This window comes from Albibacterium profundi, from assembly GCF_042159835.1.
In the GTDB taxonomy this organism is placed as follows: Bacteria; Bacteroidota; Bacteroidia; order Sphingobacteriales; family Sphingobacteriaceae; genus Albibacterium; species Albibacterium profundi.
In genome coordinates, this window is sequence record NZ_JBBVGT010000002.1 from 1,641,253 (window position 1) to 1,655,716 (window position 14,464).

A 14,464-nucleotide genomic window follows, 5' to 3' on the forward strand; every position below is an offset into this window, starting at 1 on the left:
CTTAATCATTTTTTAGAAAATCATTTAAAATAGACCAGCAGTACCATTCTTGTCGCGGCAAATGAAAGGGACCTTTAAACAAGTTGCCTTTGGCTGTTTGCGCAATCCTGCCATCCCGATGCAGATAGCCAAACCATTCACCATGTTCTTGATCATGAAAATGCTTATAAGCATAGTCATGAATCTGTTTATGCATACGGCGATATTTTTCATCTTTCGTAACCAGGTAAGCCAGTAATGTTGCGATGATGGCTTCATTTTGAGGCCACCAAAATTTCATGTCTTGCCAATATTCTTGAACTGGCTTGTTATAAACATCACGAAAATAGAGAATGCCGCCATATTCTTGATCCCATCCGCGTTTCCACATATAGTCAAGCATGCGACAACCAAGGTCTATTAGTTTTGGGTCATGATCCCGATAACGAGCCTCGTGCAGGATAAACCATGCGCCTTCGATAGCATGACCGGGATTGAGTGTTCTGCCGTCGATATGATCAATGATACTACCGTCGGGCGCCACCTGCTCCATTACACATTGGATATCATCCTTTACAAAATAGGTGTCAATTTCATCAATCCACAAACGGATAGCTTCATCGCAACGCGGGTCGCCGATGGTTTCACGTAACTGCTGTGCGGTGTTGATCATGATCATCGGCACGCCGATGCCTTTGCTTGGTCTGGTGTTTTCAAATTTAGGATCGATGGGGCGTTCGCCAGATGCATATTCAAGACAGGTGGTAAAAATGCTTCGGGACAGTTCCGCTGCTTCCTGATTGCCCGATGCTTTTGCGTAAGCAGCGAAAGCAATAACAGCGAAGGTCTCAGAGAAGAAGTAACGACGCATACGTATTGGCTTTCCCTGTTGGTCGACATGGAAATACATTTTTCCGTTTTCATCAAAACATTGAGTTTTTAAAAACTCATAACCTAGTTTTGCACCCTCCAGCCAGTCTTGGCGCGGCTCAACGGTATTATAGAGTGTGGATAAAAGCCAGCAAGCGCGTCCTTGGATCCAAACGGCTTTATCGGTATCGATAAGGCTGCCATCAGCGTCTCGCATGAGTAGATAGCCCCCGTTTACTGTGTCGTACGACCGAGGGAACCAAAAGGGGACGGTGTCTTCCAATAGTTGATGTTTATAAAAATCGCGAAGCGATTTGATATATTGAGTGTCCATAAAATAAATATCTAGTTGAGAGGTATGCGGAATGTGCTTGCGGGGAGTCCGGCTTGGTTGACTAAATTACCCTGACTAACAGAATCCCAGCCATAGACAAGGGTCTTTAGCCGAACATTTGGTAGTTCTATAACAACTTTATCATCCTGAATATCAGCTTTAGCAGAAATATGCTGTCCGTCGAGCGTCTGGAAGGCAAAGCCTTGGAGCTCTTGACCGTCGGTGCTTCGTAATCCTTCATTATGATCGAACAAAACTTCGAGACGGTCGTTTACGACACGATAGTCTTTGAATAAAGGACCGGAAAAGACAATGTCCCGCCCATATTGTTCATGAAGCGCCCAACGGGCCAAACGTTGTCCTACTTCTAACTTTTCTCGAGGGTGCACATCGTGGGGGTCACCGATATCACTCGTTACAGCCATGCCACTGTTGGGCACTTCCTGTAGTAGCCTCCGTTGTACGTCGCGGAAATACGGCCATGAAGGTCGTTCGATACTTGATAGCTGTACATAATAGAATGGGAAATCGTCATTCCATTGCTCTCGGATTTCCTCAACAAAATAAGGGAACAAGCGACTATAAAGTTCGACATTTTCAGCATCGCTTTCACCCTGATACCAAATCATTCCTCGCAAAGAAAATGGTGCTAGCGGTGCCAGCCCTGCTTCATAAATATAGGCCGGAGCATAAGGGTGTTGTTGGAAGGGAGAGTCCGTTAGCTCTAAATTCTTATTGGCGCGCATTCTGCACCAGCCCATCAAGTAATCGCTTAAGCGCCAAGGGTGAAGAGATTGAACGAAATCAGCATTCTTTTCAAGCGATAGGCGTGGCAACCATGCCAGTTGAGGTGATCCTCCTACTGAAAGATTGATAATGCCGATAGGAATATGCTGTTCTTCAGCAATATCGTTTGCAAAGGCATAGGCTACAGCTGAAAAGTCTAAGGCATTGTCCTTATTGTTTTGTGTCCACTCACCTTCAAAGAAGTCAAGCTCATTCGCCTTTTTAAGTGTCACTGAATCCCAAGCGACATTGTCTGTGCGTGCATAGGAGTCAAATTGCAGAAGGCGGATATTCTGTTGCTGGTCTGCCAGGTTTGCTAAGCTGTCTCCACGCAAAGCATTTTTTAAGGGGAACTCCATGTTTGATTGCCCTGCAGCCAGCCATACGTCGCCAACCAGCACATTGTCGAAATGGAGCTCTTCGTCGTCATTTTTGATGATCAAACTTTGAGGTTTCGGGTTTAAGCTTGGAGCAGGGAAACTTAGCTCCCAATGTCCGTCGACATCCACGGTAGCTTCCTTTTTTTGTTGGTTCCATGTTACCTCAACGCTTGTTCCAGCGTTAGCTGTTCCCCAGATTTGAAAGGGTTTGTCGCGTTGTACGACCATGTATTCACCGAAAACAGGCGGAAGTTTCAAACCGCCGAAGTCGCCCGTCAGGTGCTGTTGCACTGTTTTGGCAATTAAGGCCGCGCCGCCTTTGTTAGGGTGTAGGGTAGGGGCATCCGTGATCAGGTCTGGACGATTGTGAAGGGATGCGTATAAGTCGATAAGCGGTAGGCCGGTCGCTTCGGCTACCTGTTCAATGAGTTGCCGAACTGCATGATACCACGTAAAGGTGCTCGATGAGAAACGGGGATGGCCCGTAAATATCGGTGACAGGTTGCATATAAAAACCTCTAGGTCAGGATTGTTCGTCTTTAATGTGTCAATCAGCCATAGATAATCCGCTACAAACTCATCTCGGTAGTTCGGAAAGTTACGAGGATCCGTATCGTTGAGGCCGAGATGAATCACAGCGATGTCCGCTTGGAAGTCGATCACCTCTTTGAATTCTTGTGTTTTATCATAAGGGCGATGTCCATTTCTTAAAAGGGTCGCACCGCTGAGACCGAAGTTTTTTACCTTATATCCGTCGCCAAGCAAACGTTGTAGAACCGCTGGATAGGCCTGCGTGCTTGGTTCTTCAAGACCGAGGCCTTCGGTAACAGAGTCTCCAATAGTGGCAACTTTTATAGTTTCCTGGGCCCATGCGTGGCTCAAACTAATTAATGAGAATAAGAGAAAATATAATAAGCTGTTTCTTTTCATTCAATACGGGTTTTTAATCAACGTAGTCAATTACTTTAGGTCGTAGGGTAGCCAATTGCAAAATCAATGCTATTGCAACCACAACAGCTAACATAGCGAAGCCGCTGCCGAAATGACCTTCGTCTTTTAATGTACCTAAAACTTGTGTAACTCCAGCTCCGGCAAAAACTCCTACCATATTCATAAAACCATAGGCTGTGGCACGTAAGCGGTTTGGAACAAATTGACACAATATCGGCATGTTGTTCGCGTCGAATATACCGAAGCCGACACCGAATAGGACAGCTGCACCTACTACTGCGATAAAGGTATGTCCCATGCCCAGCAAGACAAGCGAAGGGATCGTTAGGAAAAGACCGATGGCACTTGTATAAACTCGTCCACGAACATTTTTTAATACCCAACGGTCACTTAATATGCCACCAATGATAACGCCCACAAAAGAAGAAGCGGCTATGGTAATGGTAGACAGCGGTCCTGCCTCTGCCATTGGAATATTTAAACTGTCGGCAAATAGGGTGGGAAGCCAATTTTTTGTTGCCCATCCTGGTAAACTTGGTGCCGCGAAGTAAAAAAGAATCACCCAGAACGCTACCATTGAAAACAAAGTAGACAATCCTTTTAAAAACGGCACCTTCCTTGTTGGTTGGCCTTCGTGGATAACAGCAGGTTCTTGTTTTTTCTCGTATAAAAGGAAGCTAAGAATTACTGCATAGATGATACCGGCGATACCAAACCAGTGAAATGCTGTATGCCAACCATGCGCGGCGGCAACCGTAGCACCGAAACCACCTAAAGCTTGGCCCATATAGAGTCCGGTCATGTGAATGCCGATGGCGAGCGAACGAGTTTTACCCGTATGATAATCAGCTATTAAGGCTAATCCGGCAGGGATATAGAGTGCTTCACTGACACCCATTATAGCGCGCAGAACCAACAGGTGATTATAGTTGTCTACCACTCCCATAGCATAGGTGACAGCCGACCATACGAAAAGACTGATGACGATAAGCCATTTCCGGTTAACTCTGTCTGCGATAGCACCGGCTACCGGGCTCATGAAGCCATAGATGTAAAGAAAGATGGCCATCAACATACCGAAGGCCTCTGCTGTTTGTAGTTCGACGATATCGACAAGCATGGCCTCTCGCATCGTGGAAAGCATTTGACGGTCCAAGTAATTGAGTAATGCGACCACCCATAGTAACGCTACGACTAGCCAGGGATAATATTTGCTGTTTTTTAGCATGAGTTGTTTTTTAGCTGATTGCGTTATTGGCTATGTCTTTACCGTATGATGAGTTGATTTGAACGATTCGAAATTTAACTTTTCAACGTCTCTTTTGAATTCAGAAAAGCGCACTTCACTCATATTGGAAACCGGTAGGCGAAATTCTCCGCAATCCATGTCGACTAGCTTCATGTAGGCCTTGCCAGTTGCAATACCACCGTATTTCCCTAACAAGGTAATCATGTCAATAGATTTTTGTTGCAAAGCATTTGCTTTGTCAAGATCACCTTTTTCAAAAGCAGCAATCAGATCGTGATAAAGCGGCGCAGCATAATTATAAGTACTTCCAACAGCGCCCTTGCTTCCCACAGCCAGTGACGAAAGCATATTTTCATCTCGTCCCCATAACATATCATACTTCCGGTTATTAAAGTTCAAACAGGAAAGGAAGTCCATAAAATCTTCATGTGTGTATTTAATTCCTTTGAAAGTCGGAATTAAGCCGTCAACTTCTCTCAGAAGGTCGATCATCGGGTAGTTACCTCCTGTGAGCACGGGAATATGATAATAGTAAAATGCAGTGTTCGGAGCAGCTGCGGCCACCTCTGCACAGCAAAGAGCGAGTTGTTTAGCGTTGGCTGGTTTAAAATAGAAAGGCGACGTGAAAGAAATAGCGTCTACACCGCTGTCTTCCGATAATCTAGCAAGTTCTTGACATTCTTTAATATTGGTGCCGCCAAGAAACATGATGAGCGCGAAATCATCGTCGTGTTTAGTTAGATCCGTCCATGCGTTCATGACCTTTACTTTCTCTTCGAACGTTAGCGATACTCCTTCACCCGTTGACCCACAGATAAAAGCACCAACGACGCCATTGTTTTTTAGAAATGAATAATAGGAAGAGATAGCGTCAAGATTTAATTCTCTTTGTTGATCGAACGGTGTAAAGGGGGCAGCTATTAAGCCTTCAATTTTTTTGTTTAGCATTTGTTAATTTTTTAAAAAATTAGCAGGAGAGAATACTTTCCCTCCTGCATGGTATAAATATCTATATTTTTTTTATTAAGTGCCGGCGTAACCAGGATTCTGGTCTCCTTCCAGAGTTGGATCTTCCGACATGGTATTTAAATCGATTGGCCAAAGTATTTTGTGACGTTGACTTTCGGTATTCTCTAGAACACCTACGAGAGGTAAATCTGTTCTGAAAACCAACGGTTGGCCGGAAGCATCCTGCATGCGTCTTAGGTCAAACCAGCGCTTACCTTCAGAAACAAATTCTTTTGTGCGTTCATAAAATATGGCTATCTCATTCTCCTCGAAGCTTCCATTAACAAACTGTGGAGCATTACTACCGTAGGCTCTGTTTCTCACGGCCATGATTTCTGCGGTAGGATCTTCGCCCAGTTTATTTTTTATCTCGGCCAAAAGAAGGTAGGCGTCTGCCAAGCGATAAACAGGGTAATCATCTGCGTACCTTCTAACACCCTCCACAATGGTTCCCAGGAATTTCCGCAATACAACAGCGTGTAGATCTCCTTTGTTGAAATTTAAGAATGTTGCATTCGCGCGTTGGTCGTCTGAATCATATAATGAATAAAGGTCATATTTATATTCGTAACGAATAATGGTACCACTCGACCCCACATTGAGTGGATCATTTGGAATGGGGTTGCCTTGGTCGTCCACATATCCGGAGACATCGTCGCTTGGCGCATAGATAAAATTGTTGAAGAAGTTGGTCGCCTCCCCAGCCTGATACCTCAGAGCAAAGATGATTTCACTGTTCCCTAATGAGGATGAAACCGAAGATGAAGAGAAGACCGCGCCAAAATCGTCAAGAAGGCTAAAGCGTGGGATCACCGCCTCAACTGCCGCTTTAGCCGTTTGCAAATCTGAAGCGGTAGTTGCAGGCGCCTGTCCGTCTATTGCTACTTTTGCAGACCATAGATAAGTTTCAGTCTTTAACATCTGTGAAGCAGCGAGAGACCATTGTCCTTTCTGAGATAAAATCGTTGTATTATTACCAAAATAACCAATCGATTTATCGATGTCACCCTTGATAAAATCTAAGGTTTCTTTCTCTGTTGCGCTACGTGGTGCGTATGCTTCATCAGCAGATGTAGGTGTGTTAACGGCTACTTTGGGCTCAGTTACCAGAGGTACTCTTCCCCAAGTACGAAACAGGTTGAAATAATAGAAAGCGCGTATGCCATAGGCTTGCCCTAAATAATATCCCTTTTGTTTATCGCTCATATATGTTGCCTGCTCAACCTGATGGATAAAGTTGTTCACCTGGAAGATAGGAGCATACAGTCCTGCCCACGAGCTATATCCGGGTGAACTTTCTCGAATATCTTGGGTGATCAAAGATGCAGCATTTAAGGATGCAGTACCTGTAAAACTGGTTCCATCACGCAAGGTGCCGCCGCGTATTTCCCCTAGGTTCCAAAACACCTGTTGATGGTCGCGAAGTTGCGCATGGATTCCAAGCATCGCGCCTTGAACTTGATTTTCATTTTTCCAAAAGCTTCCGCTGGCGAAGTAGTCTTCCGGCGCTAGGTCTAAGTCCATCTTATTGCAAGATAGCATGAGACACGAAGCTATGACTGTTAATGTAATTAATATTTTTTTCATGATCGTTGTTCTTAAAAGGTTAATTGTATTCCAAAGATTACCGTTCTAGGTAACGGGTATCCGCCGCCTCCGATGGCTATACTGCCAGCTTCTGGTGAGTATAGGGTATTCTTCGTCCAATAGTGCAGGTTTTGTCCAGTAATGGAAATGCTCGCTTCTTCCATTTTTATCCGTTGAGCGATTTGCTGAGGTAACCTGTAACTTAAAGAGACTTCTCGGAATGAAAGATAATCCCCTTTATTATAGAACATGCTGGTCGTTCTAAAGTAGTTGTTTTTAAATAGTTGATCTGCCCAATAGTATGTAGGGTAAGGGGCACCTGGATTTTCTGGGCTCCATGTGTTAAATACCTCTTCAGTGGTATTGAAAGTTCCTTGACCCATTCCTAAGAACCATGTTTTCGGACCATCGTAAGCTACAAAACCTAAAGCATAGTCAAAACGTGCGCTCAATGATAGATCCTTCCAACGGGTGTAAAATCCGAATCCTCCGGTCCATTTAGGAACGGTGTTACCCATATATACGCGGTCATAAGAATTGATGATGTTATCACCATTGATATCTCGCCACATAACATCACCCAAAGCTAATGGGTAGTGTAGGGACTTCTCAGAATCCGACATGGCATTGTATGCGTCTGGATGTACGAGTGTACGAGCACCAATTAAGTCTTTTAATTGAGAGGCATAGTTGTCTAGATCCTCTTGTGTCCGGATAAGTCCTAGTGCTTCATAAGCATACGCTACGTTAGGATCCTGACCCTCTTGATAGCCACCAACCCATACCAGTTCTTTTGTATTGGGGTCGTAGACTTGAAATCCACCTTGACGGTTGTTTTCTACACCATTTTCAGGCAGTTTTAAGATCTTGTTTTTATTATAAGCTGTGTTCCAATTGAAGGATAAATCCCAGTCGTTAGATCGTAGAACCTGATAATTCAGGTCAATCTCCACCCCTTGGTTCTGCATGTCGCCATTGTTCGTTGTGATGGATGTAAACCCAGCCGAAGATGGTAATACTAAGGTGGCAATCTTGTCGGAAGTGGTACGATGGTAGTATGCAACTGTCAGGTCGATCTTGTTTAATAATCGTGCTTCCAGACCAACCTCTTTTGTAATCAAGCTTTCCCATTGGAGGTTAGGTATACTTAGGCTAGACATCAAATAACCAACGCTTCCATCGTACTTAGCGGTTCCGTAAGCTCCTTGAAGCGTATAGTTTCCAATTCCTCCAACATTACCGTTAGCACCATAACTTGCTCTTAATTTTAAGGTGTTTACGATATTGCCTTTCCCGATGGTCTCAGAGAAGAAACCTTCATTATGCAGATTCCATCCCAAAGAAATACCTGGGAAGGTTCCCCATCGATTGTTTAGTAGGGTAGAATAGCCGTCGCGACGTACGGTTAAGGTCATCAGATAGCGCTGTTCAAAGTCGTAATTTAAACGGCCGAAGTATGAAGTAATCCGTTGTCTATTATGGTATGAGTCGATGGCACGACGATTTTCTTCGGTGCTGGTTAGACCTAGATCCATAAAATCGTCTGTCGGAGCCCCACTACCGGATGCAGAAAATCCCGTGGCATACGAATCAAAAAATTCCCAACCTGCCATCGCATCAAAATTATGGCCGTTTACTGATTCATTGTAATTTAAAACGGCATTGTACGTTTGATTCAAGATCTTATCGTATAGCGCAGACGTGCTACGAGTTCTCACCCAATTCCCTGGCGAAGCAAGGTAATCTCTGTTGAAGGATTCGTTGTTTGTTTGGTTCAGGAACCAGTTAGCACTGGTACGCAAGCTTAAATTATCTAGGAAGTTAACGACAAATGCTTGTGACAATGTTAACTTCTGATTGAGGTTATTGCGTATAAAACGGTCATTGTTTACAGCTGGATTTCCGTCGGTCCAATCGCGACCAACCAAAAGTTCACCGTTCGCATTTGTCCCCCGCATTGTTGGAGGTGCACCCAAGGCTCTGGTAAAGTAGTTGCCTTCATTGTTTATCGCATCTCGCCACTTCGTGTTAGCAAAATTGACACTTGAATTTGAGACGATCCAAGGTTTGATTTTGTAATCACCGTTTAATACAAAAGTTAAGCGATCATAATCCGTTCCAATAGGCAGGCCTTCTTCATTATATTTGCCGATACTGGCATAGTATTTCCCTTTGTTATTTCCGCCTTGCATTGCCACGTTATAATCCTGTGTGAGACTATGATCACGCATAGCATGGTTGCGATAATTGAAGTCTTTGAATATTAACTCTCTGCCAGTAATGGGGTCGATCATTGTTTTCCAACCTTGACTTAGAAGTTCTCGGTTTTCATCATCTAAAAACATGGTACTCCATACAGCAGAGCTCGTTACGTTACCGTCCAAGATATTTCCTTCTGCATCTTTATATCGATTCCCAGTTCCGAAAGGTCCGACCGATGTAAGTTGATTCAATTGGTTAGGCTGATACATGCCGGATGTTTGGACTGCTTTACGCGACCAATACAAATAATCTTCTGCTCCTAAGAAGTCAAACGGTAGATTTAAATAACCCATCCCGATTTTGGATTTTACCGTGATGTTTGAAACACCCTCTTTTCCTCTTTTGGTGGTAATTAGAATTACACCGTTAGAAGCTCTAGCTCCATAAATTGCGGTAGCAGAAGCGTCTTTTAACACATCGATTGATTCGATATCATCTTGATTGATATCATGGAAGCCACTTCGAACTAAACCGTCGACAATCACCAAGGGCGATCCGCCACCACCGTAGGTCGTCCCCCCTCTTAGCACAATATTGGGCACCGAGCCAGGTCGACCAGAGCTTTGCTGAACGCGGAGACCGGGGATAGTTCCTGCAAGTGCTGAGGCTGGATTAGCACGCACTCCCGTTTCGAGAACACGATCATCTAAGCGGGAAACTGAACCGGTTAATTTTGACTTTTCGATACTACCATAACCCAAAATGACAACTTCGTCTAGTGCCTGTTCGTCTACTTGGAGAGTTACGGTCATGTCGCTGCTCGAACTTAGGATCGTCTGGTAACTTTCATAGCCAACGAAAGTAAAGGAAAGAGAATCACCCTCTTTTCCTTGCACTGTAAAGTAGCCATTTTCATCACTAAGAGTGGCAATATTCTGCGTGTGATTTCGGATACTCACGCCTGGAAGTGGAGTATTTTGCTCTCCCAATACCCTCCCTTGAATGCTCTGTGCAAAGCTGGCACTATGCACCATGAAGAGAAAAAGCAGGAAGAATAGCTTTTTCTGATTTTTTAGATAGAATTGTATCATAATTTTGAGTTAAAAAGAGTTATGTATAACATAATTGTAAACACAAATGTATGACATAATGCGATATATCCAAATCTTAATTGGTATTTTTGTTGCGAAAATTTAATATCATTATGTCTGAAACACATGACACTTTTGGGAAACTTGAAGGTATAGACACCTCCAGTTTAGTTGATAAGGCTGAAGAGCGCATTATTAGCTTTATTCAGCAGAGTAAAATGAAAGTGGGTGAGGTCTTGCCCAAGGAAATAGATCTAGCTGTGCGTTTAGGGGTAAGTCGGACGGTTGTGCGTGAAGCTTTGTTAAGGCTAAAGGCAATTGGTTTAATCGAGTCTAAAAAACATAAAGGTGCCATCCTTAGAAATCCAGATGTCTTGGGGCCGCTACGGAAAGTATTTCACCCGTCTATTTTGGATCAGGCGACCCTCAAAGATTTATTCGAAATGCGTCTTGCTTTAGAAGTGGGAATGGCTGATTTTATTGTTGACAGAATTACGGATGATGATTTGTTGGAACTTGATAACATCGTCAGTGATATTGTTTCAGGAGATACAGCGGCCCCGTGGCAAGTGAATGATGAGAAAAGGTTTCACGGTAAACTCTATGAAATATCTGGAAACAAAATTCTCCTTGAGTTACAAGAGTTGATTATTCCTATTTTCCAGTATGTTCATCATACTGGTCTATTGGAGCGACCTATTGTTGAGGGTGAATTTGTGTCTCACAAGGAATTGGTTCAAATACTCAAAAAACGGGATGCGGATTTATATCGTAGTGCGATACGTAAGCACCTGAATAATCATTTTGCTCGTATATTAAATTTGGTTTAAACTTTCTATCGCTTCTTGAATACCCTTACATAATCGACGTGCATCTCAAATGGTAAATCTTCATCGACAATAGGTCCTGGCCAACCTGCGCCGCCAGATTGATTTAGGATTATATAGAAGGGTTTGTCAAATGGCCATTCCGCAGCAGTAGCGTTGGCGGGCTTACTGTAAGTATATTGTAATGAATCGTTAACGTAAAATTCAATCTTCTCTGAATTCCAGATGATGCCGTAAGTGTTGTACTCGCCTAGGTCATAGAGCGAAGTTTGAGTGGCAGTGCTTCCTCCAGATTCATTTGTTACTGCTCCATTATGAATCGTTTGATGAATGATATCTTCATTATTAACATGTTCCATAATATCGATTTCCCCACTGTTAGGCCAGCCGCCGTAGGAAGCTGGATCCTCGGGCATCATCCATATAGCGGGCCAGGAGCCGCGACCATGGTTAAACTTGGCACGGACTTCCACTTTCCCGTAAGTGAAGCTAAATTTTCCAGCTGTTTGTATTCCTCCAGAATGATAGGGAACATCGTCGCCTTCTATCTTAGCATGGTCCATTCTTAGGACTAAATCTCCACCTTGTTGCTTCACATAGTCGTTTGAATGGATAAGGTACTTAGCCCAAGATGGATGCCATCGTTTGGCGTAAGACCATCTGCTTGTATCAAAATTGCCAAGGGTATTGAATTCATCTGAAAAGATGAGCTCCCAATCTTTATTTTCACGGACATGATGATTGCGAATAGCACAAGAGGAAGTAATGGCACTTATTAAAAGTATGATCAACAGAGCTCTCATTTTACAGATTAGGTAGTTAAATGTTCAATTGGAGGTAAACTTACGATTACTTTTTTTGTCTATAAAAGAAAACATCCCTTGGGCTAGGATTACTGACCCAAGGGATGTTTCTTATTTGATTTGTGCTGATGTTATCTTTGGCCCGGTAAATAAATCTGAAATCCGACCGTTAATCCTAGACCGCCTTGTGTTCCAGAAGCTGAGGCTCCAGACAGGTCGTTATAACCAGCAAGGGCCTCGAGAGCTACAGTTTGCGAAATGAAATGCGCATAGCCTAGGCCGGCACCAAAGCCAAAATTGACATCATCGCCACCGCGACTTCCTGCTATTCCTGCCTTTGCTTCGGCAAAAAAGCGATTGGTAGCTGAAGCTCCTTCTGGGAAGTAGTAGCGTGCGAAAGGTAATAAACCATAGCTAAAAGGGTTGTCGCCATCTTTTATGGTTTGGAAATTCGCGATCAACTTTAAACCTAAAGCCACGCCATCGCTAACAAAGTAACCTGCACCCGGCTCGAGGGCGATGTTGAATACTTCAGAATCGAAGTCGTAGCCCAAGGAGCCAATACCACCACCTACCATCCAGTTCCCTTGCTGGATCGGCGCGGTGCCGACCGCTGAACTTGTTTGTGGCGTAGTTTCTATCTGCCCTAATGCGGTGCTAACAGAAAGTGTTATCGCCCCTAAAATTAACATGAAATGTTTCATAGCTTTTCGTTTTGTGTTAAACATAATGAAGCAAAATATTGGAATACCATTTTACTGTTTATTATCAACACAGACGGCGGCTATTTGTTCAAATAAAACAAATTTTTAATAATTGATTTATTTTTTTGTTTCAATTGGAACGCGGGCAGCTAGAGGCATCCTTATTACGCTAATTCAGTAATGAACTCTTCCTTGGGTTTACGCACCTTCTTGAGCTTAAAAAGCCAATCATTTTCTTCATCACGATAGCCTAATGGTAGTAGTGTGACGCTTTTTAAACCTTTTTCCTGTAAGTTTAGTAACTCATCTAGAGCTTTGTTGTCGAAACCTTCCATTGGCGTGGCGTCAACTTTAAGTGCAGCAGCAGCGGCAATGGCCGTTCCAAAAGCGATATACGCTTGTTTAGCGGCGTGGTTAAAGTTCTCTTCGGCTGTTTGCTTGGTGAACATATTGATCAAACTTAGTCGATAAGCATCCGTTTGTGAATCAGGAACACCACGTTCGGTATTCATGTGCTGGAAAGTTTTATTGATCCTTTCTTCGGTATACTGGTCCCAAGCAGCGAAGATAAGCAGATGAGAACTATCGGTGATCTGTGACTGTCCGTTGGCTACCTGTCTAATTTTTTCTTTCAATTCAGGGTTCGTAACGACGATAATCTCGAAAGGCTGTAAGCCGGACGATGTTGGGGCCAAGTGTGCTGCCTTTAATATATTAGTTACGGATTCGTCTGGAACTCTATTTCCGTTCATCTTTTTTGTGGCATATCGCCATTCCAATGCATTTAATAATTCCATATTCTATTTTACTTTTTGCAAAGTTTAAAATAATAGTTTACTTTTGAAAGTATCTATACAAAAAACAATAGTTTACTTTTCGAAAGTATATAAACGTTATGCCATGGAAACACGTCAATCAACTCCAGAAATTCAATCAAAAACCAATGGGGAGTCCTGTAAGGTTTATCTTAACGCAGTGCAAGACACACTGGATATTTTAAAAGGAAAATGGAAGATTACCATCATAAGTTGCTTGAGCTTTGGCAAAAGACGTTTTTTGGAATTGCAGCGCGAGATTGGTGGGATTGGAGCGAAAATGCTTTCTAAGGAATTACAAGACCTCGAAATGAATGGCCTGATTTCGAGAACCGTATGCGATACAAAGCCTATCACTGTCGAATATGAGCTTAGTGATTATGGTCGGACGCTTCAGGGTATTATCGACGAAATGGTTGACTGGGGAAAAAAACACCGGGAAAAAATACAAGCCGAATATCGCGATAAAGCTTTGTCTTCTTAATACTTTTTATCTAATTTCTATAACAAACGACTGTATTTCCTTGATGATGGTTTTTGTTCCCTGAAATTTATAAACGTCACAGAATTTATATCGCTTATTGCTTTCCAAAACGAACTCGCCGCTAGCAGAAGCTTCTTTTCCGTGCGTGATCACACTGGAGAGCTCAAACTCTCTGATAACTGCTTTTTCCCCTTTGTTTAGTTCCTGGAGAACTTCGGTCTTCCCTCTTACGGTTTTAAGGCCCACCATTTCCCATTGAATGTCTTCGGCAACATGTTCCATAATGAAATCGGTATCCCCTTTCGGAAAGGCTACATTAAACACTTTTAAAAACTCCCTCTTAGGTGAATTACCACAGTCTGCTTGAACCTTGATCTTTGTCATATAAAATTAT

General features: G+C 43.1%; 12 protein-coding genes. 2 read left to right on the forward strand and 10 right to left on the reverse strand.

What is annotated here, in order from left to right; translation table 11 throughout:
• Position 1: 1 nt before the first annotated feature.
• The 6 genes from WKR92_RS08810 to WKR92_RS08835 form a co-directional block, all read right to left on the reverse strand.
• A complete protein-coding gene (locus WKR92_RS08810; RefSeq protein ID WP_375557459.1) occupies positions 2-1,183 on the reverse strand; it encodes an AGE family epimerase/isomerase in 1,182 nt (393 codons plus the stop codon).
• A gap of 11 nt (positions 1,184-1,194) precedes the next feature.
• Complete coding sequence (locus WKR92_RS08815; protein ID WP_375557460.1) at positions 1,195-3,279, reverse strand: GDSL-type esterase/lipase family protein; 2,085 nt, start codon at positions 3,277-3,279, stop codon at positions 1,195-1,197.
• A gap of 13 nt (positions 3,280-3,292) precedes the next feature.
• Complete coding sequence (locus WKR92_RS08820) at positions 3,293-4,528, reverse strand: MFS transporter (RefSeq protein WP_375557461.1); 1,236 nt, start codon at positions 4,526-4,528, stop codon at positions 3,293-3,295.
• 30 nt (positions 4,529-4,558) lie between these two features.
• The gene (locus WKR92_RS08825; protein WP_375557462.1) at positions 4,559-5,497 is read right to left on the reverse strand and encodes a dihydrodipicolinate synthase family protein; all 939 of its coding nucleotides are present in this window, start codon (positions 5,495-5,497) and stop codon (positions 4,559-4,561) included.
• 75 nt (positions 5,498-5,572) lie between these two features.
• On the reverse strand, positions 5,573-7,144 hold the full coding sequence (locus WKR92_RS08830; protein ID WP_375557463.1) for a RagB/SusD family nutrient uptake outer membrane protein: 1,572 nt from the start codon (positions 7,142-7,144) through the stop codon (positions 5,573-5,575).
• An 11-nt stretch (positions 7,145-7,155) separates the two neighbouring features.
• Positions 7,156-10,437 carry a SusC/RagA family TonB-linked outer membrane protein gene (locus WKR92_RS08835; RefSeq protein WP_375557464.1) on the reverse strand — a complete coding sequence of 1,094 codons (3,282 nt, stop codon included), beginning with the start codon at positions 10,435-10,437 and terminating at the stop codon, positions 7,156-7,158.
• A 113-nt stretch (positions 10,438-10,550) separates the two neighbouring features.
• On the opposite strand from WKR92_RS08835, the gene WKR92_RS08840 reads away from it, so the two are divergent.
• Positions 10,551-11,267 carry a FadR/GntR family transcriptional regulator gene (locus WKR92_RS08840; RefSeq protein ID WP_375557465.1) on the forward strand — a complete coding sequence of 239 codons (717 nt, stop codon included), beginning with the start codon at positions 10,551-10,553 and terminating at the stop codon, positions 11,265-11,267.
• 5 nt (positions 11,268-11,272) lie between these two features.
• Here the strand turns inward: WKR92_RS08840 and WKR92_RS08845 are convergent, their stop codons facing one another.
• The 3 genes from WKR92_RS08845 to WKR92_RS08855 form a co-directional block, all read right to left on the reverse strand.
• On the reverse strand, positions 11,273-12,055 hold the full coding sequence (locus WKR92_RS08845; protein ID WP_375557466.1) for a glycoside hydrolase family 16 protein: 783 nt from the start codon (positions 12,053-12,055) through the stop codon (positions 11,273-11,275).
• A gap of 143 nt (positions 12,056-12,198) precedes the next feature.
• On the reverse strand, positions 12,199-12,771 hold the full coding sequence (locus WKR92_RS08850; RefSeq protein ID WP_375557467.1) for a hypothetical protein: 573 nt from the start codon (positions 12,769-12,771) through the stop codon (positions 12,199-12,201).
• 164 nt (positions 12,772-12,935) lie between these two features.
• Positions 12,936-13,568, reverse strand: a complete 633-nt coding sequence (locus WKR92_RS08855; RefSeq protein WP_375557468.1) for a nitroreductase family protein — start codon at positions 13,566-13,568, stop codon at positions 12,936-12,938.
• Positions 13,569-13,671: 103 nt separating this feature from the next.
• On the opposite strand from WKR92_RS08855, the gene WKR92_RS08860 reads away from it, so the two are divergent.
• On the forward strand, positions 13,672-14,070 hold the full coding sequence (locus WKR92_RS08860; protein ID WP_375557469.1) for a winged helix-turn-helix transcriptional regulator: 399 nt from the start codon (positions 13,672-13,674) through the stop codon (positions 14,068-14,070).
• A 6-nt stretch (positions 14,071-14,076) separates the two neighbouring features.
• Here WKR92_RS08860 and WKR92_RS08865 read toward each other — a convergent pair whose 3' ends face one another.
• The gene (locus WKR92_RS08865) at positions 14,077-14,454 is read right to left on the reverse strand and encodes a nuclear transport factor 2 family protein (RefSeq protein ID WP_375557470.1); all 378 of its coding nucleotides are present in this window, start codon (positions 14,452-14,454) and stop codon (positions 14,077-14,079) included.
• Positions 14,455-14,464 lie beyond the last annotated feature (10 nt).

Excerpts from the sequence above, each read along its gene's own strand:
- WKR92_RS08810 (WP_375557459.1), bottom strand. The coding sequence starts at position 1,183 with ATGGACACTCAATATATCAAATCGCTTCGCGATTTTTATAAACATCAA.
- WKR92_RS08815 (WP_375557460.1), bottom strand. The coding sequence starts at position 3,279 with ATGAAAAGAAACAGCTTATTATATTTTCTCTTATTCTCATTAATTAGT.
- WKR92_RS08820 (WP_375557461.1), bottom strand. The coding sequence starts at position 4,528 with ATGCTAAAAAACAGCAAATATTATCCCTGGCTAGTCGTAGCGTTACTA.
- WKR92_RS08825 (WP_375557462.1), bottom strand. The coding sequence starts at position 5,497 with ATGCTAAACAAAAAAATTGAAGGCTTAATAGCTGCCCCCTTTACACCG.
- WKR92_RS08830 (WP_375557463.1), bottom strand. The coding sequence starts at position 7,144 with ATGAAAAAAATATTAATTACATTAACAGTCATAGCTTCGTGTCTCATG.
- WKR92_RS08835 (WP_375557464.1), bottom strand. The coding sequence starts at position 10,437 with ATGATACAATTCTATCTAAAAAATCAGAAAAAGCTATTCTTCCTGCTT.
- WKR92_RS08840 (WP_375557465.1), top strand. The coding sequence starts at position 10,551 with ATGTCTGAAACACATGACACTTTTGGGAAACTTGAAGGTATAGACACC.
- WKR92_RS08850 (WP_375557467.1), bottom strand. The coding sequence starts at position 12,771 with ATGAAACATTTCATGTTAATTTTAGGGGCGATAACACTTTCTGTTAGC.
- WKR92_RS08855 (WP_375557468.1), bottom strand. The coding sequence starts at position 13,568 with ATGGAATTATTAAATGCATTGGAATGGCGATATGCCACAAAAAAGATG.
- WKR92_RS08860 (WP_375557469.1), top strand. The coding sequence starts at position 13,672 with ATGGAAACACGTCAATCAACTCCAGAAATTCAATCAAAAACCAATGGG.
- WKR92_RS08865 (WP_375557470.1), bottom strand. The coding sequence starts at position 14,454 with ATGACAAAGATCAAGGTTCAAGCAGACTGTGGTAATTCACCTAAGAGG.